Here is a 23,298-nt window from a genome sequence, read left to right on the forward strand (position 1 = left end):
ACGTTCTCCCCGTCCACCTCGACCACCGCGTCCCGCGGGGCCCGCAACGCGGTGTGCAGCACCGCCCGGTCCTCGGTGACGTTGATCCTCTCCCCACGGAACATGGCGTCCCGCAGGCCGAACACGCCGGTCGCCGCGGCCAGCTCGCGCAGCAGGCGCAGCGTCTCGTCGGTGACCCGGTGCTTGGAGTAGTCGACGTACAGGTCACCGACCTCCAGCGTGTACCGGGAGCCGCGCCCGGGGTCGGCCGCGAACAGCTCCCGCAGGGAGGTCTCGCCGGCCTCCTCACGGTTCTTGGCCAGAGCGGTCCATTCGGGTGTCTGGTTGAGCCTGGTACGGCTTTCTGCGTTCATCTCGGACTTCCGCCTCTTTCCTGCGTGTGCTGCCGCGTACCTTGCCCCGCTGCCGTCCCAACCTAATTGATCAGGGCTTGACGCGAGCTGTCCTGACGCCGTCGTCGGGGTGGACAACGGATACGTCCGGGTTGAGCGCGGGTATCAGAGCGGTGACGGAGAGCGCGAAGAACACGGCGGCGAGCAAGGCCGGGGTGTTGAGCCCCCGGACCGTCGCGACGGCCCCGCCCAGCAGGGCTCCCAGAGGTGCCCCGGCGGCGGCGAGGGTCCGGAACGCCGAGCTGACACGGCCGAGCAGGTCGGCGGGACTGCGCTCGGCGACGGCCGCGGCGAAGGCCGCCACCGGCAGGCTCCGCACCAGATCCGCGGTCCACATCGGGCGTCGCCGGTCCACCCGGTCGGCGCTCGCTCCGCCCAGTGGCCAGAAACTGACAATCGGCCGTGGGGCGGGTGGCACGGTCGTACGAGACACGTCCGGCCGGGCACCCTTTGGTGTCCGGCCGACTGTCAACTCCTAGATCTCGCCCCGCAGTTTGGCGAGCGCCTCGGCGAGGATCGCCTCGCCGTCCGCGTCGCTGCGCCGCTCCCGTACGTACGCGAGGTGCGTCTTGTACGGCTCGGTGCGCGGCGGGTCCGGCGGGTTGTCCTGGTCCTGTCCGGCGGGAAAGCCGCAGCGCGGGCAGTCCCAGGTGTCGGGGACCTGCGCGTCGCTGGCGAAGCTCGGCTGCGTCTCATGCCCGTTGGAGCACCAGAAGGAGACGCGCAGCCGTGGCGCGGACTCGCCGCGCTCGGCCTCGCCCATCGGCCCCGCCCCGACCCGGCTTCCTCGGATCGCGTTGCCACTTGCCACGGTCGTAACTCCCTGCGTAATGGTGCCGCGAAACGAGTCGGCGTGACGCTTCGCTGCGAGCGCCTCAGTCTACGTAAGGCCCAACGCGCGTCCAGTGATTGGAGTTACCTTCCCGCCCCTAGACGCAAGCCCCATGATAGGCCGCGCTGGGCTGCGCGTACCGGACATGGGGCCTTACGTGCGGAATGTGCGTGCGTACCGCGCTGTCGCGGCGCCGTACCGATGTCAGCCGGTGATCAGTTGCCGGTCTTCATCAGGATGCCGAGCGCGACGATGCACGCGAACCAGAGCAGACCGATCACCACGGTGATCCGGTCGAGGTTGCGCTCGGCGACCGAGGAGCCACCGACGGACGACTGCATACCGCCACCGAACATGTCGGAGAGGCCGCCGCCCTTCCCCTTGTGCATCAGCACCAGCAGCATCAGCAGCAGGCTGAAGACGATCAGGGCGATCGAGAACCCCATAACCACGGCTGGACCAACTCTCTCGGATCTGGATGACGACGGGGGCCCGGTGGTTTGCCACCGGACCCCCGCAAGAGTACGACGTAACGCCGCTACCGCATACTCACTGGTCGCGGAACCGGACGATCTTGACGAACTCCTCGGCGTCCAGCGCCGCGCCGCCGATCAGAGCGCCGTCCACGTCGGGCTGGGCCATGATCGCCGCGACGTTGCCGGACTTCACGGAGCCGCCGTACTGGATGCGGACCTTGTCGGCCAGCTCCTGCGAGTACAGCTCGGCGAGGCGGCCGCGGATCGCCCCGCAGACCTCCTGGGCGTCCTCGGGGGTGGCGACCTCGCCGGTGCCGATCGCCCAGACCGGCTCGTACGCGATCACGATGGACTCGGCCTGCTCGGCCGGGATGTCCTTGAGGGCGCCGTCGACCTGCGCGAGTGTGTGGGACACCTGGTTGCCCGCCTTGCGGACGTCCAGACCCTCGCCGACGCACAGGATCGGGGTGAGGCCGTGCTTGTAGGCGGCCTTGACCTTGGCGTTGCACTGCTCGTCGGTCTCGTCGTGGTACTGCCGGCGCTCGGAGTGGCCGATCGCCACGTACGTGCACTTGAGCTTGGACAGCATCGCACCGGAGATCTCACCGGTGTAGGCACCGGAGTCCTGCGCCGAGAGGTCCTGGGCGCCGTACTTGATCCTCAGCTTGTCGCCGTCGACCAGGGTCTGCACGGAGCGCAGGTCGGTGAAGGGCGGCAGGACGGCGACCTCGACGGCCTCGTAGTCCTTGTCGGCCAGGGCGAAGGCGAGTTTCTGGACGTGCGCGATGGCCTCGAGGTGGTTGAGGTTCATCTTCCAGTTGCCCGCCATCAGCGGCGTGCGCGTGCTCATTTGGGTCAGTCCTCCAGTGCGGCGAGGCCGGGGAGCGTCTTGCCCTCGAGGTATTCGAGGGAGGCGCCGCCGCCGGTCGAGATGTGGCCGAATGCCTGCTCGTCGAAGCCCAGGGTGCGGACGGCCGCGGCGGAGTCGCCACCGCCGACGACCGTGAAGGCCGGGGAGTCGAGAAGGGCCTGGGCGACCGCCTTGGTGCCCTCGGCGTAGTCGGGGTGCTCGAAGACGCCCATGGGGCCGTTCCAGAAGACGGTGGCCGCGTCGGCGAGCTTCGAGGCGTACAGCTTGCGGGTCTCAGGACCGATGTCGAGACCCATCCCGCCGGCCGGGATGGCGTCCGCGGCGACGGTGGTGGGGTGGGAGGGGGCCTTGGTCTTCAGGTCCGGGAACTCGGACGCGACCACCACGTCGACGGGGACGACCAGCTCGACGCCGTTCTTCTCCGCGCGCTCGACGTACTCGGTGACGACCGGGATCTGGTCCTCCTGCACGAGGGAGGCGCCGATCTCGTACCCCTTCGCCTTCAGGAAGGTGAAGGCCATGCCGCCGCCGATGAGCAGCCTGTCGGCCTTGCCGAGCAGCTGGTCGATGACGTCGAGCTTGTCGGAGACCTTGGAGCCGCCGAGCGCGACCACGTAGGGGCGCCTGACGTCCTCGGTGAGCTTCTTCAGGACGCCGACCTCGGTGGCGATGAGGTGGCCCGCGTAGTGCGGCAGACGCGCCGGGAGGTCGTACACGGAGGCGTGCTTGCGGTGCACGGCGCCGAAGCCGTCGCTCACGTAGACGTCGGCCAGGGCGGCGAGCTGGTCGGCGAAGGCCGCCCGCTCGGCGTCGTCCTTGGAGGTCTCGCCGGCGTTGAAGCGCAGGTTCTCGATGACCGCGACCCGGCCGGGCTGGAGGCCGTTCACCGCGTCGTGGGCGGCGGGGCCGACGGTGTCCTGGGCGAACGCCACGGGGGCGCCGAGGAGTTCACCGAGGCGCTCGGCGGGCTGGAGCAGGGAGAACGCCGGGTCCGGGGCACCCTTGGGGCGGCCCAGGTGCGAGGCGACGATCACCTTGGCGCCCGCGTCGGCGAGGGCCTTGACGGTGGGCAGGACGGCGCGGATGCGGCCGTCGTCGGTGATGCGGCCGTCGGCCAGCGGCACGTTCAGGTCGGCGCGGACGAAGACCCGCTTGCCGTCCACGCCTTCGGCGAGAAGTTCGTCGATCGTCTTCATGAAGGGACTCCTGGAAAGCTCGTGAGATCGCCGGAGGGCTGATCGATCAGTACGTGAGAGAGGGCCCGGGCAGCGCGGCCTTGCGCTGCCCGAGCCCTGCTCCTACATCGAGATGCCTGCTACGGGACCTAGAGCTGGCCGCCGACGAAGACCGTGAGGTCGACGAGGCGGTTGGAGTAGCCCCACTCGTTGTCGTACCAGCCGAGGATCTTCACCGAGTTGCCCTCCTGGACCATGGTCAGGGAGGAGTCGAAGGTGCAGGACGACGGGTCGCCGACGATGTCCGAGGAGACGATCGGGTCCTCGGTGTAGGTCAGGAAGCCCTTGAGGTCGCCGTCCTCGGAGGCCTTCTTGAACGCGGCGTTGACCTCGTCCTTGGTGACCTCGCGCTGCAGCGTCACGACCAGGTCGGTGGCCGAGCCGGTCGGGACCGGGACGCGCATCGCGATGCCGTCGAGCTTGCCCTTGAGCTGCGGCAGGACCAGGGCGGTGGCCTTGGCGGCGCCCGTCGTGGTCGGGATGATGTTCTCGGCGGCGGCGCGGGCGCGGCGCAGGTCCGAGTGCGGGAAGTCCAGGATGCGCTGGTCGTTCGTGTACGCGTGGACCGTCGTCATCAGGCCCTTGACGATGCCGAAGTTCTCGTCGAGGACCTTGGCCATCGGCGCCACACAGTTGGTGGTGCAGGAGGCGTTGGAGATGACGTGGTGGTTGGCCGCGTCGTACTTGTCCTGGTTGACGCCCATCACGATCGTGATGTCCTCGTCCTTGGCCGGAGCCGAGATGAGGACCTTCTTGGCGCCGCCCGCGATGTGCTTCTCGGCGTCGGCCTTCTTGGTGAAGATGCCGGTCGACTCGATGACGATGTCGACCCCGAGGTCGCCCCACGGGATGTCGGCGGGGTTGCGCTCGGAGAGCACCTTAATGGTCTTGCCGTCGACGGTGATCGTGTCGGCGGTGTGCGACACCTCGGCCTTGAGACGGCCCAGGATGGTGTCGTACTTGAGCAGGTGAGCGGTGGTCGCGGTGTCACCCAGGTCGTTGACAGCCACGATCTCGATGTCTGCACCCTGCTCCAGCAGCGCGCGGAAGTAGTTACGACCGATGCGGCCAAAGCCGTTGATGCCTACGCGGATCGTCACGAAACCGATCTCCTCGTTGGTACGCCGGGTTCGAATCCGGCGAGCTGTATGGGATGTCCCCGACCGCCTACGACCCTACCTCCCTGATGCCTCCGGAGTGACATCGAGACGGCCCATACACGGCAGGGCGGTCCGTACCCGCCAGTAGGGGTACGGACCGCCCCGGTCCGGAGATCCGCTCACCGGTTCTGATCACCCGATGTCACGCGCCGTTGACGCGGCGGAGTCAGGGACGCAGTGCCGCGAGCGCCTTCCCGATCAGCGCCGCACGGTCGGCCGCCGCGGTGACGTGCTCCAGGCCGAAGCCCAGCAGCACGGTGTCGTCCGTGGTGACACCTCCGTAGGTGCGGAACAGCGTTCCGGCGCGTGCCCAGTCCTTGAGGACGGCGGGGCTGCCCGCCGGCGGTCCGGGGACGCTCCAGGCGCCGAGTGACGTCTCGAAGCCCTCGGTGCCGGTGACCGTGCCCCCGACGACGAGCGAGGCGTCGTCGGCGAGCAGCCCGTGGCCGCCGCTGCTCGGGTCGCTGATGTAGCTCAGCGAGACCTCCACGGACTTGCCCGCGTAAGCGCTCAGGTCGAAGTCGACCTGCTGCCAGCCGTCCGAGGCGCCCGTGAAGCTGTTCCACGCGCCGGTGGTGCCCGTGTTGGCGCACGCCGTGGCGCCCGGGGTCAGATAGCGCCTGAGGGCCGGGTGCTCCCTGATCAGATAGCCGGCCTCGCACTCCGCCGGCACGGCCGTGCTGGTGGCGCCGCCCGCGTCGGGGAGCGTGGTCCAGTCGTCCGCCCCGGTGGTGTGGGCCTCGAGCACCGCGTGGTCGTAGCCGGACTCGGTGTCCCACAGGAGCCGGGTGCGCAGCGCCGGCTTGTCGGCCGCGCTCACCCCGGTGAGGTCGATCGTGCGGGTGAGCCGCTTGTAGGCGTCGTCGGTGTGGACGGCGGCAGCCATGAAGGAGCCCGCGTACGGCCCGTACGGGTTGACCGTCCCGGCGAACTGCCCCGCTCCCGCGCTCGCGAACTGCGGGTACGTGTCGACGGGCAGCGTGTCCGAGGTGACGCCGTAGGTGCCCGCCGCGTTCAGCGGGTTGCCGGGCGCGTCGGCGAGCGGGCCCGTGAAGCCCGCGAGCTTCCCGGAGCCGTCGAAGCCGGTGGCGCCCGGCGTCGACGTCCGCGAGTAGGCGCCCAGGTAGTACTGGCTGAAGTCGTTCGAGAGGGTGCCGCCGCCGAGGTCGACGCTGCCGCCGGCCTGCTCGCCCGCCTCGATCAGCCTGCCGCCCTCGTTGAGGAAGGCGCGCAGCTGGAGCTGGGTGGCGTTGCCGGGCCGGCCGGCGCCCGTGTAGTGGACGACCGTGCCGAAGTGGCCGAGGACACCGAGGGCGTCGGGGGCGCCCTGGGTGGCGACGTCCCACACGAGCGCCTTGCGCCCGTTGGCCTTCAGTGCGTCGACGTACTTCTGCGCCTGGGTCGCGGCCGCGCCCTCCTCCGCCACCACGAGGGTGCCGGCCCGCGGCCGCTCGGCCACGGTGTAGGTGAAGCGGGTGCTGGAGGTGGGCCTGCCGCTCCTGGTCTCACCGGTGAACCAGATCTCGACCTTGTCGCCCGTGTCGCCGTCCTTGACCTTGGCGCGGTACTCGTCGAAGTACAGGTTGTCCTCGCCGCCGAAGGTCTCGCCGCCCTTCCAGGGCCGCAGTGCCATGTCGTGCGTACGGCCGCCGTTGACGCGGTACTTGAGCTCCTTGTCGCGGACGGACCTGCGGGCGACGACGGAGACCTCCTGGTCGGCGCCGCGCGCGTACGAGACCGGGAAGGCCGCGGGGGTGAAGTCGGGTGCGTCGATGCCGACCGAGGAGGACGGCCGGTCGGGGTGCGCGGCGGTCTCGGCGACGGAGAGCGCGAACGGGACGTTCTTGCGGAACTCCTGCTCGATCAGCTTCTCGTCGTCGGGGAAGGTGAAGACGGAGGCGCAGTCGGCCGCGTTCCAGGCGTCGTTCGGGTCGAGGTCCGACGCGGTCTGGCAGGTCGACATCTCGGGGGTGAACATCCCCATGCCGTTGACGTTGGAGGCGTGGCCGTCCGCCTCGCCATTGGTGGTGTAGAGCTCCGAGGAGACCTGCGGGTGGTAGCCCTCGATCGCCGAGTTCTCGGGGGTGCCGGCGAGCGCCTTGTAGATCACGTCGTCCGGGCTCGGCGTCGCCACCTGCCAGCCCACCCCGTACAGGAGCAGCTCGGCGGCGGAGTGGTAGTTGATGCCGTACGTGAAGCCGATGCGCTTCTCGAAGGCGTCCAGGGCCTTGGTCTCGGGCTCGGAGCCCGGGCTCGCGCCGCGGTAGGTCTGGCTGGTGGGGTTCGGGGACGAGCCCTCGTCGTCGTAGCCCCACTTGTAGGCGAAGTTGCGGTTGAGGTCGACGCCGTCGCCGGTGGTGATGGCACCGTCGCCGTTCACGTCCCGGAGGTTCTTGCGCCACTGCCGGTCGCCGTCGGCGTCGAACGTGAAGTCGTACCCGTCGGGGTTGGCGGACAGGACGAACCACAGCTCGGTGGAGTCGACGAGCTTCTTGACTCGCTTGTCCGTGGAGTAGTTGTCCAGGTAGTAGTGCATCAGACGCCGGGTCATCTCCGGCGTGATCCACTCGCGCGCGTGCTGGTTGGACATGTACAGCACGGACGGCTTGGCGCCGTCCTTCGTCTTCCTGGCGCCCCTGGTCAGCTTGAGCGCGAGGATGTCCTGGCCCTTGACGGTCTTGCCGATGGACACGGCCTTGGCGAGCCCGGGATGTTCCTGGCTGGCCCTGAGGATCTCCTCCTGGAGATTCCCCTTGCCGCTGTACGGGCGGAACACGCCGTCGCCCGCCGCCGTCACCCGCGCCTCGGCCCTGGCCGAGAGCGTGTGCTCGGTGAGTGCGACGCCCTGCTTCTCCAGCTTCTGCGCCTGCTTGTCGGTGAGGTAGACCTCGACCGTCGCGGTCCCCTTGTCCGGCGCCTGTTCGCCGAGTTCGTGGCCGTCCTGTCCGGCCGCGAGCAGCAGGGGTACCTGCTGCTTCGTGACCTCGGCGCGGAACACCTTGACGGCGTTCGCGTCCGGCTCGGGTGAACTGCCGTCCTGCGCCTGGGCGGCCGGGGCCAGACCCGCGCCACCCAGCAGGAGCGCGCTCGCAGCGAGGATCGCTCTCGCTCTTCGTCTCATGAGTCCCCTTTGCACTGGTCCGCCACGGCGGCGGACAGAGCCAGGCTCATGACACCCGAGCATCAAGTCAAGGGTGCGTCAGCATCGGGAAACGCCGGTGCCGATCACCCAAGTGGGCGTCGGCACCGGCGTGTTGGTCTTTGTGCGCGCGGCCGGGACCGGCCATGGCGCGTCAGCCCACGAGGTTGTCGGCCATCTCCTCGGTGAGGTTGGACTCCGTGCTCGGGATGCCCAGGTCCTGGGCCCGCTTGTCGGCCATGGCGAGCAGCCGGCGGATCCGCCCGGCGACGGCGTCCTTGGTCAGCGGCGGGTCGGCGAGCGCGCCCAGCTCCTCGAGGGAGGCCTGCTTGTGCTCCATGCGCAGCCGGCCGGCGGCGGCGAGGTGCTCGGGGACCTCCTCGCCGAGGATCTCCAGGGCACGCTGCACGCGGGCCCCGGCGGCGACGGCGGCGCGGGCCGAGCGGCGCAGGTTGGCGTCGTCGAAGTTGGCGAGCCGGTTGGCCGTGGCTCGGACCTCGCGGCGCATCCGGCGCTCCTCCCAGGCCAGCACCGACTCGTGGGCGCCCAGACGGGTGAGCAGCGCCCCGATGGCGTCGCCGTCGCGGACGACCACGCGGTCCACGCCGCGGACCTCGCGGGCCTTCGCCCCGATCGACAGCCGGCGGGCCGCGCCGACCAGCGCGAGTGCGGCCTCCGGGCCCGGGCAGGTCACTTCGAGGGAGGAGGAGCGCCCCGGCTCGGTGAGCGAACCGTGCGCGAGGAACGCGCCGCGCCAGGCCGCCTCCGCGTCGCAGGTGGCCCCCGAGACCACCTGCGGGGGCAGCCCCCGGATCGGACGGCCGCGGCCGTCGACGAGCCCCGTCTGACGGGCCAGCTGGTCACCGCCCGCGACGACGCGTACGACGTAGCGCGAGCCGCGGCGCAGCCCGCCGGGCGCCATCACGATCAGTTCGGAACTGTGGCCGAAGATCTCCAGGATGTCCCGCTTCAGCCGGCGTGCCGCCATCGCGGTGTCCAGCTCCGCCTCGATCACGATCCGGCCGCTCACCAGGTGAAGGCCGCCCGCGAACCGCAGAATGGCGGAGACCTCCGCCTTTCTGCAGCAGGTCCGGGTGACGGGAAGCCGGGAGATCTCGTCCTTCACCGCTGCCGTCATCGCCATGGGCCGATCCTTCCATGCATCCGAAAAATACGGTCGTACGCGGCGGCCAACAGCTCCGGGTCGTGCCGCGGAGTGCCGTCGGTCCGGGCCACCGGCGCCAGCTCGACCGCGGCGCCGAACCGCTTGGCGGCATCGGTCAGTGAGTCGCGGTCGGGCACGGCGGCCTCGTCGGCCAGCACCACGTCCAGGGCGAGTTTAGGGGCGTGTCGTCCCAAAACCTCCAAATGACGCTGCGGGGAGAAGCCATCGGTTTCTCCGGGCTGCGGGACCAGGTTCAGGGAGAGCACCCGGCGCGCCTTCGTCTGCGTCAGCGCGTCGAGCAGGCCCGGCACCAGCAGATGCGGGATCACGGAGGAGAACCAGGAGCCCGGGCCGAGGACCACCCAGTCCGCGTCGAGGACCGCCGCCACGGCCTCGGGGACGGCGGGCGGGCCGTGCGGCACGACGTGCACGGACTGCACCTCGCCTGGTGTGAGAGCGACGGTGGCCTGGCCGCGGACGGTGTCGACGTCGTCGGGCCGGGCCGGGTCGTGGCCCTTGACCAGGGCCTGGAGCTCCAGGGGCACCGCGGACATGGGCAGGACACGGCCCTGCGCGCCGAGGAGCCTGCCCACCAGGTCCAGGGCCTGGACGTGGTCGCCGAGCTGCTCCCACAGGGCGACGATCAGCAGGTTGCCGACCGCGTGCTCGTGCAGGTCGCCCTTGGACTGGAAGCGGTGCTGGATGACGCGGGCCCAGGTCTGCCCCCAGTCGTCGTCGCCGCACAGCGCGGCCAGCGCCTTGCGCAGGTCACCGGGCGGGAGGACGCCCAGCTCGTCGCGCAGGCGCCCGCTGGAGCCGCCGTCGTCGGCCACCGTGACGACGGCGGTGAGGTCGCCGGTGATCCGGCGCAGCGCGGCCAGCGAGGCGGACAGACCCATGCCGCCGCCGAGGGCGACGACCTTGGGCTGGGCGCCCCGGCGGCGCGCCTTGCCGCCGCGGCCCTCGGGCGTGGACCGGCGCAGCCTGGCCAGCCGCAGTGCACTTCCGGTCATTCGCGGCCCATGTCCCGGTGGACGACGACCGTCTCCACTCCCTCGGACGCCAGCCTGGCGGCGAGCCTCTCGGACGTGGCGACCGAGCGGTGCTTGCCGCCGGTGCAGCCGACCGCGATGGTCACGTACCGCTTGCCCTCGCGCCGGTATCCGGCGGCGATGAGCTGGAGCAGCTCGGTGTAGCGGTCGAGGAACTCCTTGGCACCGGGCTGGTTGAGAACGTAATTGGCGACCTCCTCGTTGAGGCCGGTGAAGGGGCGCAGCTCCGGGACCCAGTGCGGGTTGGGCAGGAAGCGCATGTCCACGACCAGGTCGGCGTCGACCGGCAGGCCGTACTTGAAACCGAAGGACATGACGGTGGCCCGCAGCTCGGGCTCCTCCTCGCCGGCGAACTGGGCGTCCATCTTGGCGCGCAGCTCGTGCACGTTCAGGCTGGAGGTGTCGATCACCAGGTCGGCGTCGCCGCGCAGCTCGCGCAGCAGTTCGCGCTCGGCGGCGATGCCGTCGACGATCCGGCCGTCACCCTGGAGGGGATGCGGGCGGCGCACGGATTCGAACCGGCGCACGAGCGCCTCGTCCGAGGACTCCAGGAAGACGATGCGCCGGGTGACGTGCCGCGCCGCCAGGTCGGCGAGCGACTCGCGCAGGTTGTCGAAGAAGCGCCGGCCGCGGACGTCGACGACGACCGCGATCCTCGCGACGTTGCCCTGGGAGCGGGCGCCGAGCTCCACCATGGTGGGGATCAGTGCCGGCGGCAGGTTGTCGACGACGAACCAGCCGAGGTCCTCCAGACACTTGGCGGCCGTCGACCTGCCCGCTCCGGACATGCCGGAGATGATCACCAGCTCGGGGATGGCCACCTCCGGGACCCCGGCCTTCTCGATGCCCGTACTCACCTGTGCTCCGTCTCCCCCGGCTGCCGGTTCCTGGCCCGCGGCGTCCTGGTCCGCCGCGAGCTCCGGGTGGTCCTCGCCTGCTTCCTTGTGCGTGTCACGGCCCTGTGCCGGGCGTTCTTCCTCAGCGTGGTGTCCGGTCATCTCTCCTGCCCCCGTCGCTCGTCCGAGGAGCCTGCGGACACGGGCTCCCCCGAGGAACCCGCGGTCGTCCCGGGTTCCTCTTCTTCCATGATCTCTCCGGTCGCCGTGTTGACGGCGGGTGCGGCCGGAGCCGCCTGCGCGAAGGCCACGGCGATCGCCTCGGCGGTCTTACGGCCTATGCCGGGGACTTCACAGATCTGGTCGATTGTCGCGGATCGCAGCTTTTTCACCGAACCGAAGTGCTTGATCAACGCCTGCTTGCGGGTCTCGCCCAGACCCGGCACGTCGTCCAGTGGGCTCGCCCGGAAGCGCTTGGCCCGCTTGGCGCGCTGGTAGGTGATCGCGAAGCGGTGGGCCTCGTCGCGGACGCGCTGGAGCAGATAGAGGCCCTCGCTGGTGCGCGGGAGCACCACCGGATCGTCCTCGGCGGGCACCCACACCTCTTCCAGGCGCTTGGCGAGGCCGCAGACGGCGATGTCGTCGATGCCGAGCTCGTCCAGGGCCCGCTTGGCGGCGGCGACCTGCGGCCGGCCGCCGTCGACGACGATGAGCTGCGGCGGGTAGGCGAACCGCTTGGGGCGGCCGTCCTCCTCGGTGAGCTCGGCGCCGCCGTCGGCCCACTCGCCCGTTTTCTCCTTCTCGGAGAGGTAGCGCCTGAACCGGCGGCTGATCACCTCGTGCATGGACCGGACGTCGTCCTGTCCCTCGAAGCCCTTGATCTGGAAGCGCCGGTACTCGCTCTTGCGGGCGAGTCCGTCCTCGAAGACGACCATGGAGGCCACCACGTCGTCGCCCTGGAGGTGCGAGATGTCGTAGCACTCGATCCGCAGGGGCGCGCTCTCCAGGTCGAGGGCCTCGGCGATCTCCTCCAGGGCGCGCGAGCGGGTGGTCAGGTCGGAGGCGCGCTTCGTCTTGTGCAGCACGAGCGACTGCTGCGCGTTGCGCTGCACCGTCTCCATGAGCGCCTTCTTGTCCCCGCGCTGGGGGATGCGCAGCGACACGTTCGAACCGCGGCGGGCGGTGAGCCACTCCTGGACCGACTCCACGAGGTCCGGGAGAGCCGGGACGAGGACTTCCTTGGGCACGGAGTCGCCGGTCTCCTCGCCGTACAGCTGCTGGAGCGCGTGCTCGACGAGGTCACCGGTGGTGACGGCCTCCACCTTGTCGGTGACCCAGCCGCGCTGGCCGCGCACCCGGCCGCCGCGGACGTGGAAGATCTGCACGGCGGCTTCCAGCTCGTCCTCCGCGACGGCCATCAGGTCGGCGTCGGTCGCGTCGGCGAGCACGACCGCGTTCTTCTCCATGGCCTTCTTCAGGGCCCCGATGTCGTCGCGCAGGCGGGCCGCCCGCTCGTACTCCATCTCCTCGGCGGCGGCGGCCATCTGCTGCTCGAGGCGGCGGATGTACGTGCCCGTACGGCCGGCCATGAAGTCGCAGAACTCATCGGCCAGTTCGCCGTGCTCGTCGGGCGAGACCCGGCCGACGCACGGGGCGGAACACTTGCCGATGTAGCCGAGGAGGCAGGGGCGGCCGGTGCGGGCGGCGTTCTTGAAGACGCCCGCAGAGCACGTGCGCACGGGGAAGACGCGCAGCAGCAGGTCGACGGTGTCACGGATGGCCCACGCGTGTCCGTACGGCCCGAAGTAGCGCACGCCCTTGCGCTTCTGGCCACGCATCACCTGAACGCGGGGGAATTCCTCGTTCATGGTCACCGCGAGGTAGGGGTAGCTCTTGTCGTCGCGGTACTTGACGTTGAACCGGGGGTCGAACTCCTTGATCCAGGAGTACTCCAGCTGCAGCGCCTCGACTTCCGTGGACACCACGGTCCACTCCACGGACGCGGCCGTGGTGACCATCGTGCGGGTGCGCGGGTGGAGTCCCGCCAGGTCCTGGAAGTAACTGTTCAGGCGCTGGCGCAGGCTCTTCGCCTTTCCGACGTAGATCACCCGGCGGTGCTCGTCGCGGAATTTGTAGACCCCGGGTGTGTCCGGGATCTCTCCCGGCTTGGGGCGGTAGCTGGAGGGGTCGGCCATGTCTCACACCCTACTGGCGAGGGGTGACAGCGTGCCGGGGTCCCGGCCGCGCCTGTGGACAACCCCGCCGGGCACGCTCCCGCCGGGCCACCCCGGCCGGCCTGGGAGGACGCGACGGCGCCGGGCGAGCAAGGGTCCGACCCATGGCCGGCGCCTGGGCGCTCCCCCGGCCTCCTGGCCCCTTGGGCCGGCCACCTGAGGAGCGGCCGGCCCAGCCGTCGGCGCGAGCCGTCCGCCCGGTCCGGACATCGGACCGGACGTCGGACCGGCTGGTGTCGACAGCGGTCGTGATCAATACAGCTAGCCGCTGCCGCGCCGCAGGGCCCGTGCGGCACTCAGCACGAGGGCCAGGAGAGCGCCGCCGCCGGCCAGCGCCGAGACGACGGCGACGGTCAGGCCGGTCCCGTTCCCCTCTTCCGTCTCCCGGGTTTCCCCGGCGTCCCCGGCGCCCCCGGCGCCCCCCGTCTCGGGGGGCTCAGGGTCGGGAGCGGGTGCGGGGGTCGCCCTCCTGGCGGAGGTCCGGGGCGCCGGGTCGGCGGAAGGGACCGGGGCGGCCAGGACGGCGGGTGCCGCGTCGACCGACGCCCTGGCGGCCGGTGTGGGTCCGGCGGCAGAGGTCGGTCCGGCGGCAGAGGTCGGTCCGGCGGCAGAGGTCGGTCCGGCGCAGACGGCCGCCAGGACGAACACCGGGGCGACCACGGGGACGATGAGCCTTCTGAGGCGCATCGCGTCCTCCCGAGTGGGGTTCGAGGAGCTGAGCGGACCGCGTCGGACACTGCGGTTGAGCATCAGGTGTTGTCGGGACTTGGTCAACACGCTTCAATGCGGTGCAACTTGGGGCCGTGAACAGCGCCGTACGGGTGTGAACCATCCCCCGCACGCCCACCAGGCGGCCTCCGGAACCCGCGCGAACGGTCTGACCAGCCGTTTGTGAACATTCACAGAAAGGCCCGCGCATGCGGCACGGCACAGAGCACGTGGACCTCGCCCCGGCGGAGCTGGAGACGGCCCTGCGGGGCGGCCCCTTCCATATCGCGCTGCGCGCCGCGATAGCCGCTCGTGGGCTGCCCCTGCAGCGCGTGCAGCACCACCTGTCACGCCACGGGGTCAAGGTCGGGGTGACGAGCCTCAGTTACTGGCAGCAGGGCGCCCGGCGGCCACAGCGTCCCGAGTCGCTGCGTGCGGTACGCGCCCTGGAGGAGATCCTCCAGCTGCCGGACGAGTCGCTGATCAGACTGCTCGCGAACAGCGGGGACCGGCCGGGCCCGGAACGCCCCGCGAGCCGCTCGTACCGCGCCCTGGTGGAAGCCTCCGGTGTCCTTGAACGCCTGCTCGCCGAACTGGAGTCCCCGCTCGACGGCGGACTGCACACCATCGGCCACCACGAGCGGGTACGCATCGGCGCGCACCGCGAACTCCGGGGCCGCGAGTCGCAGCACATCGTGCGCGCCCACCAGGACGGCGTGGACCGGTATGTGGCCATCCACCACGGCGACCCGGGCTGCGCCCCGAACCGGATGGCGGTGCACGCCATGGAGAACTGCCGCACGGGCCGGGTGCGCTGGCACCATGACACCGGAGTCCTCGTGGCCGAGCTCCTCTTCGACACCCGGCTGCGCGCCGGTGACACGTTCCTCTTCCGCTACGGATTCGACGACGGCACGGCCGGCGCGTCCAGCGAGTACCTCCGCGGGTTCGGCTTCGCGGGCGGCCAGTACGCGCTCCAGGTCCGGTTCGACGAACGGGCGCTGCCCACGCGCTGCCACCGGTTCACCCAGCACTCCGCGGCGGCACCGCGCGCCGGCCGCCAGGAGTTGACGCTGAGCGGGCAGCACCGCTCGGTGCATCTGGTCGAGCCGCGGGTACGGTCAGGCATCGTGGGGATCGCCTGGGACTGGGACTGACACCGTCAGGCCGGCGGGCCCGTGACGATCTTCCCGTTCCTGACCTCCACGGGCAGTTCGTTGAGCGGCTCGGTGGCCGGCAGGTGCAGCACCTTGCCCGTCGTCGCGTCGAACTCACTGCCGTGACAGGGACACATGAGGGTCGTCCCCGCCAGCTTGTTGATGGGGCACCCGGCGTGCGTACAGATCGTGCTGTACGCCTTCAGGGAACCGTCCTCGGCGTGGCTGACCACCACGTTGTGGTCCCGGTACAGCTTGGCGCTCCCCTTGGGGATCTCGTTCTCCGCGCCGAGCTCCACGGATGCGGTGGGCGTCGGCGGCACCGCACCCGTGTCGTCCCCCGACGAACAGGCGGCGAGGCCGAGCCCCGCGACGGGCGTCGCTGCGGCCCCTCGCAGGACGGTACGGCGGCTCGCGGACGGTCGGCCGGGCATGAGGTCTCCCCTGGTCGGACGGTATGTGAGGGGTGTGGCGCACCGACGATACCGGGGCGGAGCACTCCGCTCCGGCCGGGACGCGGCGCGGCGGACGGGCGTGAGCGAGCGCGGGCGCGGGCGCGGGCGCGAGGGCGCGGACGTCCGTGGACCGGGGGCGTAAACGCTTACGCAAACGTTTGCGCAGGCTGGCGTAAACGCTTGCGTAAGCGTTTACGTCGCCGCCTGGATGGGATAGGTTCCCGCGAGGACCGGGCCGAGAGCCGCGTGATGAAAGGGAGCGCCGTGGCGACGATGGTGGACGTGGCGCGACACGCGGGGGTGTCGATCGCGACCGTCTCGCACGTCCTGAACGACTCGCGGCCGGTGCGCCCCCACACCCGTCAGGCCGTCCTCGACGCCATCGAGGCGCTCGGCTACACGCCCAACACGCTGGCCCGCTCGCTGGTCACCGCGCGCACCCGGTCGATCGGGCTCGCGGTCTCGGCGATCAGCAACCCGTACTTCACGGAGATCCTCCAGGGTGTGGAGGCCGGGGCGCTGGAGCACGGGTACAGCCTGCTCATCGCCGATCCGCACGACGATCCCGAGCACGAGCGGAAGGTCGTGCGGCTCCTGCACGAGCGGCGGGTCGACGGTCTCATCGTCGCCCCCTCGGCCGACCCCCGGGGACTTGTGGACTACCTGGGACGGCATGCCGTTCCGGCGGTGTTCCTGGACCGCCTGATCGACGACACGTGGGAGAGGAAGACACGTGCCGGAGGCGTCCGCGCGCCAGGTGACGGCGGATCGCCGACCCACCCGTACCGCTTCGACCAGATCAGCGCCGAGAACGCCGAGCCGATGGCACGACTGGTCACCCACCTTGCCGGACTCGGCCACAAGCGCATCGGACTGGTCGCGGGTCTGCCCGGCCTCAGCACCACGGGCGAGCGGATCTCCGGCTACCGGCACGGACTGGCTGGGGCGGGACTGCCGTACGACGAGCGGCTCGTGGTGCACGGTGACTCGCAGTCGCGGGCGGCGGAGCACGCGACGGGTGCGCTGCTCGCCCTCGCCGCGCCTCCCACGGCTCTGGTCACCGGGAACAACGCGATGACCATCGGCGCGCTGCGTGCCGTACGCGACCTCGGTCTGTCCGTGCCGGACGACCTGGCGCTGTGCTGCTTCGACGACTTCGCGTGGGCGGACCTCTTCTCGCCCCGGCTGACCGCGGTCTCCCAGCCCAGCAGGGAGATGGGGGCCCAGGCCGTCCGGCTGCTCCTGGAACGGCTGGCCTCGCCGGACCGCCCGGGCCGCACCGTGCGGCTGCCGTGCGCCTTCGTCCACCGCACCTCGTGCGGCTGCCCCGAGGAGCGCCGGGCCTCCGGGAGCCGTACGGGCACCGTGGACCGCCGGGCCACGGATGGCCCCGGCGGATCCGACGCATCCGGCCCCGGCGGATCCGCCGATTCTGGCTCCGGCGGATCCGACGAATCTGGCTCCGGCGGATCTGGCGGCCCCGACCCTCTCGGTTCCGGTTCCGTGGGCGCCGACGGTCCCGGCCATCCGGCACGTCCGGAGCGTGCCGGCCGCACGGACCGCTCAGGACGCAATGACCCTTCCGAGCGCTCCGGGCGCTCCGACCACCGTCAGAAAGGACCGCGTCGTGATCGTCGTCGCCGGTGAGGCTCTGATCGATCTGGTGCCGCAGGGCGCGGGGGCGCTCGTGGACCTGTCGCCCCGTCTCGGCGGCGGACCGTACAACACGGCGGTGGCCCTCGGCCGCCTCGGCTCTCCCACCGCCTTCTGTTCCCGCGTCTCGTCCGACACCTTCGGAGAGGCGCTGCTGGACGGATTGCGCGAGGCGGGTGTGGACGTGTCGTCGGTGCAGCGCGGCGCGGAGCCCACGACGCTGGCCGTCGCCTCGGTCGGCGCGGACGGCTCGGCCGCGTACTCCTTCTACGTCGAGGGCACGGCCGACCGCCTGTTCTCCGTACCCGACCGTCTCCCGGACGCGACGGCCGCGGTGTCCTTCGGTACCTGCTCGCTCGTCCTGGAGCCGGGCGCGAGCGCCTACGAGGAACTGATGCGGGCCGCCGCCGCGCGCGGCGTGTTCACCGCGCTCGACCCGAACGTCCGGGCGGGGCTGATCCCCGACGCGGACGCCTACCGGGCCCGGTTCAGGAGCTGGCTGCCCTCGGTCTCGTTGCTCAAGCTGTCCGCGGAGGACGGGGAGTGGCTCGGCGGCACCCCGGCCGAGTGGCTGGCCGCGGGCCCCGCCGCCGTCGTGGTCACACGGGGCGGGGCCGGCCTGACCGTCTTCACCCGCGACGGTGCGGCGCACTCGGTGCCCGGCGAACCGGTCGAGGTCGTGGACACGATCGGCGCCGGTGACACGGTGAACGCGGCGCTGCTGCACGGCCTCGCCGCCCGGGGCGCTCTGTCGCCCGAGGCCCTGGCCGGTCTCGGCCCGGGCGACTGGACGGAACTGCTGACGTTCGCGGCCCGCGCGGCGGCCGTCACCTGCTCCCGCGCGGGCGCGCAGCCGCCCTACGCCTCCGAGCTGGGTGACGCGTAGGCCCGCGACGGGGGTCCGGGCGCCCGGACCGCGACACGCTTGAACTCCCGGCAACGCCGCGGCGCCCCACGGGGAGTCCCGTGGGGCGCCGCGGCCTCTGGCGGCGCGTCAGGCCCGGTGCGGGCCTGACGACATCTCAGGCCCGGTGCGGGCGCCTGTCCGCGGTCAGGCCTTGCGGGTCCGCGTGGTCTTCTTCGCGGGGGCCGCCTTCGTGGCCGTCTTCTTCGCCGCCGTCTTCTTCGTGGCCGCGGCGGTCTTCTTGGCGGCCGTGCCGCTTACGGCCCTGGTCGCCGTCTTGCGGGCCGGTGACCCGGCAGCGACCGTCTTCTTGGCCGTGGCCTTGCGCGGAGCCTTCACCGACGTGCCGTCGCTGATCCGGTCGGCGCCGAGGATCTCGCGGAGGAACTTGCCGGTGTGGCTGGCCGGGACTCCGGCGACCTCTTCCGGCGTGCCCTCCGCGATGACCAGGCCACCGCCGCTGCCGCCCTCGGGGCCCATGTCGACGACCCAGTCGGCGGTCTTGACGACATCGAGGTTGTGCTCGATGACGATGACCGTGTTGCCCTTGTCCACCAGGCCCGAGAGCACCTTGATCAGCTTGCTGATGTCCTCGAAGTGCAGACCGGTGGTCGGCTCGTCCAGCACGTACACCGTGCGGCCCGTGGACCGCTTCTGCAGCTCGCTGGCGAGCTTGACGCGCTGCGCCTCACCGCCGGACAGCGTCGGCGCGGACTGGCCGAGCCGGACGTAGCCGAGGCCGACGTCGTTGAGCGTCCTGAGGTGGCGGGAGATCGCCGGTACGGCCTCGAAGAAGTCCATGGCCTCCTCGATCGGCATGTCGAGGACCTCGGCGATGGACTTGCCCTTGTAGTGGACGTCCAGGGTCTCCCGGTTGTAGCGCGCCCCGTGGCAGACCTCGCACGGGACGTACACGTCGGGCAGGAAGTTCATCTCGATCTTGATCGTGCCGTCGCCGGAGCAGTTCTCGCAGCGGCCGCCCTTGACGTTGAAGGAGAAGCGGCCGGGCAGATAACCCCGCACCTTCGCCTCGGTCGTCTCGGCGAACAGCCGGCGGACGTGGTCGAAGACTCCGGTGTACGTCGCCGGGTTGGACCGGGGCGTACGGCCGATGGGCGACTGGTCGACGTGCACGACCTTGTCGACGAGGTCGTCGCCCTCCACGCGTGTGTGCCGGCCCGGGACGTTGCGTGCGCCGTTGAGCTCGCGGGCGAGGTGTGTGTACAGGATGTCGTTGACCAGCGTCGACTTGCCGGAGCCCGAAACGCCCGTGACGGCCGTGAGCACGCCGAGCGGGAAGGACACGTCGATGTCCCGGAGGTTGTTCTCCCGGGCGCCGTGGACCGTGAGCCGGCGGCTCGGGTCGGTGGGCCGCCGGACGTCCGGAAGGGCGATCTGCCTCTTGCCCGACAGGTACTGCCCGGTGACCGAGTCGTCGTTGGCGAGCAGTTCCTTCAGGGAACCGCTGTGCACGACCTTGCCGCCGTGCTCGCCCGCGCCGGGGCCGATGTCGACCACCCAGTCCGCGACCTTGATGGTGTCCTCGTCGTGCTCGACGACGATGAGCGTGTTGCCCATGTCACGCAGCCGGACCAGCGTCTCGATCAGCCGGTGGTTGTCGCGCTGGTGCAGGCCGATCGACGGCTCGTCCAGGACGTACAGGACGCCCACCAGGCCGGAGCCGATCTGTGTCGCCAGGCGGATGCGCTGGGCCTCGCCGCCGGAGAGGGTGCCGGCCGCGCGGTTCAGCGAGAGGTAGTCGAGGCCGACGTCGACCAGGAAGCGCAGCCGTTCGTTGACCTCCTTCAGGACGCGCTCGGCGATCTTCTTGTCCCGGGCGTTGAGCTTCAGCTTGCCGAGGAAGTCCGCGCAGTCGCTGATGGACATCGCGGAGACCTCCGCGATCGACTTCTCCATGACCGTGACCGCGAGGACGATCGGCTTCAGGCGCGTGCCGTGACAGGTGGGGCAGGGCACCTCGCGCATGTAGCCCTCGAAGCGCTCCCGGCTGGCGTCGCTCTCGGCCTCGCTGTGCCGCCGCTTGACGAACGGTACGGCGCCCTCGAAGGGCGTGGTGTACACCCGCTCGCGCCCGTAGCGGTTGCGGTAGCGGACCTCGATCTGGGTCTTGTGCCCGTGGAGCAGGGCCTTCCTGGCGCGCTGCGGCAGACCGGCGAAGGGCATGTCGGTCCGGAATCCGAGGGCGTCCGCGAGGGCTCCGACGAGACGTCCGAAGTACTCCTTGGTGTGTCCGTGCGACCAGGGGTGGATGGCTCCCTCGTCGAGGGACTTGTCCTCGTCCGGGACGATCAGCTCGGGGTCGACCTCCATGCGCGTACCGATGCCGGTGCACTCGGGGCAGGCGCCGAAGGGGGAGTTGAAGGAGAAGGAGCGGGGCTCCAGCTCCTCGAACGACAGGTCGTCGTACGGGCAGTACAGGTGCTCCGAGTACATGCGCTCGCGCTCGGGGTCGTCGGCCGGGAGGTCGACGAAGTCCAGGACGACCATGCCGCCGGAGAGGCCGAGCGCGGTCTCCACGGAGTCGGTGAGGCGGCGCTTGGCGCCGTCCTTCACCGTGAGGCGGTCGACGACCACCTCGATGGTGTGCTTCTCCTGCTTCTTGAGCGTGGGCGGCTCGGTGAGCTGGATCGTCTCGCCGTCGACCCGGGCGCGGCTGTACCCCTTGGTCTGGAGATCGGCGAAGAGGTCGACGAACTCACCCTTGCGCTCGCGCACCAGGGGCGACAGCACCTGGAAGCGGCTCCCCTCCGGCAGCTCCAGGACCTTGTCGACGATGGCCTGCGGCGACTGGCGGGAGATCGGACGGCCGCACTCGGGACAGTGCGGCTTGCCGATGCGCGCGAAGAGCAGCCGCAGGTAGTCGTAGACCTCGGTGATGGTGCCGACCGTCGAGCGCGGGTTGCGCGAGGTCGACTTCTGGTCGATGGAGACGGCCGGGGACAGGCCCTCGATGAAGTCGACGTCCGGCTTGTCCATCTGACCGAGGAACTGCCGGGCGTACGACGAGAGGGACTCCACGTACCTGCGCTGGCCCTCGGCGAAGATGGTGTCGAAGGCGAGGGAGGACTTGCCCGACCCCGACAGGCCCGTGAAGACGATGAGCGAGTCGCGCGGGAGGTCGAGCGAGACATTCTTCAGATTGTGCTCGCGCGCTCCACGGACGATGAGACGGTCGGCCACGCCGGTCCGCACCTTTCTTGAGAGAAGTGACAGGGGCGAGGCCCCGTCTTCTTCAGACTAGGGGGAGCCACTGACAACGCCGGTCGGATCCCATGGTTGGTAACAATCCCGGACCATCCAGCATGCCCGACGCCACGCTCGACCTTATAGCACGCACATTCGATTCACGGCGATTCACGGGCGCGGTCGAGCACCTTCACCCGAAGGTGTGGCGCCGCTATCGTCGGATCCATGAACGATCATGTGCGCGACCTGGCGTCAGTACGTGACGCGACCGAACGGCTCCTCAGCGCAGCCGCCCGACTGGACAACGCCGCAGTGACGGAGTCGTCACGGCTGCCCGGCTGGAGCCGCGGCCATGTCCTCGCCCACCTCGCCCGCAACGCGGACGCGCTCGTGAACGTCCTCGCCGGGCGCCCGATGTACGTGTCCGGGGACGCCCGGGACGCGGACATCGAGCGGGACGCCCCACGTCCCCTGGCCCAGCAGCTCACGAACGTGCGCGAAAGCGCGGCCCGGTTCCAGGAGGCCGGGGCCGCACCCGCGGACTGGTCCCGCACGGTGGAGCTGCGCAACGGTGTCAAGGACTCCGCGTCCCGGGTGCCCTTCCGGCGCTGGGTGGAGGTGGAACTGCATCACGTGGACCTCGGCATCGGGTACGAGCTCGAGGATCTTCCGGAGGAGTTCGTGGCGCGGGAGATCGAGTTCCTCGCCGACCGTTTCGCCGGGCATCCCGACGTGCCCTCCACCCGGGTGACGGACTCCACGCGCGCGTGGTGCACCGGACGGGACCCGCAGGGCACCCCGGAGGTCACCGTGACCGGCCCCGCGCCCGCGCTGCTCGGCTGGCTGTCGGGACGCCGCGAGGGGACGGACCTGACCGTCGACGGCGGCCCGCTTCCCGCCCTGCCCCCGCTATAGGCTGCCGCCATGACGTACAGCGGAGCGGTGACGGTCGGCGGACCCGCCGACGTGCACGAGCTGCCGGACCTGATGATCTCCAAGGTCGCGGTCGGCCCCATGGACAACAACGCTTATCTGCTGCGCTGCCGGGCGACCGGCGAGCAGTTGCTGATCGACGCGGCGAACGACGCCTCGACGCTGCTCACGCTGATCGGTGACGACGGGATCGCGTCCGTCGTCACCACGCATCAGCACGGCGACCACTGGCAGGCGCTCGCGGAGGTCGTGGCGGCCACCGGAGCGCGCACCTACGCGGGCCGGGACGACGCCGAGGGCATCCCGGTGCCGACCGACGTCCTGGTCGACGACGGCGACGCGATCCGGGTGGGGAACGTGGAACTCACCGCACGCCACCTGGTGGGTCACACGCCGGGTTCGATCGCGCTCGTCTACGACGATCCGCACGGGCACGCGCATGTGTTCACGGGTGACTGTCTCTTCCCGGGGGGTGTCGGCAACACGCGCAAGGACCCGCAAGCCTTCACCACCCTCATCGACGACGTGGAGGCGAAGATCTTCGCCCCGCTGTCCGACGAGACCTGGGTCTACCCGGGACACGGCAACGACACGACGCTGGGCGCCGAGCGTCCGCACCTCCCGGAGTGGCGCGCCCGCGGCTGGTGAAGCGGGCCAGGGCCTGCCGTTTGGATCAGGCCGGCTGTGGCCGACGGTTCGTCCTGACCGACCCGAGCCAAACGACAGGCCCTAGGTGCCGGCCACCGAGGGGGCGTGCGTCACGCGCCCCGTGTGAAGCGAACGCACGCGCCGGTGGCACACGCGCGCTCCCGGCGCGCGCAGTGGTGCAGTCCACTGGAAGCTCCCCGCACAGGAGACGGCGCCTGCGCGGAAGGGGCCGCCGGCCGTT

Annotated in this window: 18 protein-coding genes and 2 pseudogenes; 5 read left to right on the plus strand and 15 right to left on the minus strand. The window is 70.9% G+C overall.

The genetic code is table 11. The features are described 5' to 3' along the window. The 13 genes and pseudogenes from ACFYP4_RS30325 to ACFYP4_RS30385 all read right to left on the minus strand — a co-directional run. Positions 1-353 (minus strand): annotated as a pseudogene (locus ACFYP4_RS30325) (glucose-6-phosphate isomerase); the annotation flags it as partial. Between the two features lie 70 nt (positions 354-423). After that, positions 424-669, minus strand: a pseudogene (locus ACFYP4_RS30330) (MFS transporter); the annotation flags it as partial. A gap of 198 nt (positions 670-867) precedes the next feature. Continuing rightward, entirely contained in the window at positions 868-1,203 is a 336-nt protein-coding gene (locus tag ACFYP4_RS30335) for an RNA polymerase-binding protein RbpA (RefSeq protein ID WP_079083975.1), read from the minus strand. A gap of 236 nt (positions 1,204-1,439) precedes the next feature. After that, entirely contained in the window at positions 1,440-1,670 is a 231-nt protein-coding gene (gene secG / locus ACFYP4_RS30340) for a preprotein translocase subunit SecG (RefSeq protein WP_358855595.1), read from the minus strand. A 103-nt stretch (positions 1,671-1,773) separates the two neighbouring features. Beyond that, entirely contained in the window at positions 1,774-2,550 is a 777-nt protein-coding gene (tpiA, locus tag ACFYP4_RS30345; protein ID WP_358855594.1) for a triose-phosphate isomerase, read from the minus strand. 5 nt (positions 2,551-2,555) lie between these two features. Further along, complete coding sequence (locus ACFYP4_RS30350) at positions 2,556-3,767, minus strand: phosphoglycerate kinase (protein ID WP_388789741.1); 1,212 nt, start codon at positions 3,765-3,767, stop codon at positions 2,556-2,558. A 128-nt stretch (positions 3,768-3,895) separates the two neighbouring features. Further along, positions 3,896-4,906: a type I glyceraldehyde-3-phosphate dehydrogenase gene (gene gap / locus ACFYP4_RS30355; RefSeq protein WP_358855592.1), complete on the minus strand. Its 1,011-nt coding sequence runs from the start codon at positions 4,904-4,906 to the stop codon at positions 3,896-3,898. A 226-nt stretch (positions 4,907-5,132) separates the two neighbouring features. Next, on the minus strand, positions 5,133-8,087 hold the full coding sequence (locus tag ACFYP4_RS30360; RefSeq protein WP_358855591.1) for a M14 family zinc carboxypeptidase: 2,955 nt from the start codon (positions 8,085-8,087) through the stop codon (positions 5,133-5,135). 172 nt (positions 8,088-8,259) lie between these two features. After that, complete coding sequence (gene whiA / locus ACFYP4_RS30365) at positions 8,260-9,249, minus strand: DNA-binding protein WhiA (RefSeq protein WP_358855590.1); 990 nt, start codon at positions 9,247-9,249, stop codon at positions 8,260-8,262. Further along, positions 9,240-10,283 carry a uridine diphosphate-N-acetylglucosamine-binding protein YvcK gene (gene yvcK, locus ACFYP4_RS30370; protein WP_358855589.1) on the minus strand — a complete coding sequence of 348 codons (1,044 nt, stop codon included), beginning with the start codon at positions 10,281-10,283 and terminating at the stop codon, positions 9,240-9,242. Before yvcK ends, whiA begins: the two co-directional genes overlap by 10 nt. Beyond that, positions 10,280-11,320 (minus strand): RNase adapter RapZ, encoded by a 1,041-nt coding sequence (gene rapZ, locus ACFYP4_RS30375; RefSeq protein ID WP_358855588.1) that lies wholly within the window; start codon positions 11,318-11,320, stop codon positions 10,280-10,282. Before rapZ ends, yvcK begins: the two co-directional genes overlap by 4 nt. Beyond that, entirely contained in the window at positions 11,317-13,353 is a 2,037-nt protein-coding gene (gene uvrC / locus ACFYP4_RS30380) for an excinuclease ABC subunit UvrC (protein WP_358855587.1), read from the minus strand. Before uvrC ends, rapZ begins: the two co-directional genes overlap by 4 nt. Before the next feature lie 300 nt (positions 13,354-13,653). After that, positions 13,654-14,079 carry a hypothetical protein gene (locus ACFYP4_RS30385; RefSeq protein WP_388789747.1) on the minus strand — a complete coding sequence of 142 codons (426 nt, stop codon included), beginning with the start codon at positions 14,077-14,079 and terminating at the stop codon, positions 13,654-13,656. A 230-nt stretch (positions 14,080-14,309) separates the two neighbouring features. On the opposite strand from ACFYP4_RS30385, the gene ACFYP4_RS30390 reads away from it, so the two are divergent. Continuing rightward, positions 14,310-15,257, plus strand: coding sequence for a hypothetical protein (locus ACFYP4_RS30390; RefSeq protein ID WP_358855585.1), 948 nt, complete (start codon positions 14,310-14,312; stop codon positions 15,255-15,257). 5 nt (positions 15,258-15,262) lie between these two features. On the opposite strand, the gene ACFYP4_RS30395 is transcribed toward ACFYP4_RS30390, so the two are convergent. Then, positions 15,263-15,691 carry a Rieske 2Fe-2S domain-containing protein gene (locus ACFYP4_RS30395; protein ID WP_388789750.1) on the minus strand — a complete coding sequence of 143 codons (429 nt, stop codon included), beginning with the start codon at positions 15,689-15,691 and terminating at the stop codon, positions 15,263-15,265. A gap of 285 nt (positions 15,692-15,976) precedes the next feature. Between ACFYP4_RS30395 and ACFYP4_RS30400 the strand changes: the two genes are divergently transcribed. Together ACFYP4_RS30400 and ACFYP4_RS30405 are read left to right on the plus strand one after the other, a co-directional pair. Then, the gene (locus ACFYP4_RS30400; protein WP_388789753.1) at positions 15,977-17,359 is read left to right on the plus strand and encodes a LacI family DNA-binding transcriptional regulator; all 1,383 of its coding nucleotides are present in this window, start codon (positions 15,977-15,979) and stop codon (positions 17,357-17,359) included. Then, positions 17,340-18,251 carry a carbohydrate kinase gene (locus tag ACFYP4_RS30405; protein ID WP_388789756.1) on the plus strand — a complete coding sequence of 304 codons (912 nt, stop codon included), beginning with the start codon at positions 17,340-17,342 and terminating at the stop codon, positions 18,249-18,251. The genes ACFYP4_RS30400 and ACFYP4_RS30405 overlap by 20 nt, the downstream gene beginning before the upstream one ends. A gap of 165 nt (positions 18,252-18,416) precedes the next feature. On the opposite strand, the gene uvrA is transcribed toward ACFYP4_RS30405, so the two are convergent. After that, the gene (uvrA, locus tag ACFYP4_RS30410; protein ID WP_388789759.1) at positions 18,417-21,470 is read right to left on the minus strand and encodes an excinuclease ABC subunit UvrA; all 3,054 of its coding nucleotides are present in this window, start codon (positions 21,468-21,470) and stop codon (positions 18,417-18,419) included. 231 nt (positions 21,471-21,701) lie between these two features. On the opposite strand from uvrA, the gene ACFYP4_RS30415 reads away from it, so the two are divergent. Both ACFYP4_RS30415 and ACFYP4_RS30420 read left to right on the plus strand, forming a co-directional pair. Beyond that, on the plus strand, positions 21,702-22,391 hold the full coding sequence (locus ACFYP4_RS30415; RefSeq protein ID WP_358851954.1) for a maleylpyruvate isomerase family mycothiol-dependent enzyme: 690 nt from the start codon (positions 21,702-21,704) through the stop codon (positions 22,389-22,391). A 9-nt stretch (positions 22,392-22,400) separates the two neighbouring features. Continuing rightward, positions 22,401-23,057, plus strand: a complete 657-nt coding sequence (locus ACFYP4_RS30420; RefSeq protein ID WP_358851955.1) for an MBL fold metallo-hydrolase — start codon at positions 22,401-22,403, stop codon at positions 23,055-23,057. Positions 23,058-23,298 lie beyond the last annotated feature (241 nt).

The organism is Streptomyces sp. NPDC005551 (assembly GCF_042871785.1).
Taxonomy (GTDB): domain Bacteria; phylum Actinomycetota; class Actinomycetes; order Streptomycetales; family Streptomycetaceae; genus Streptomyces.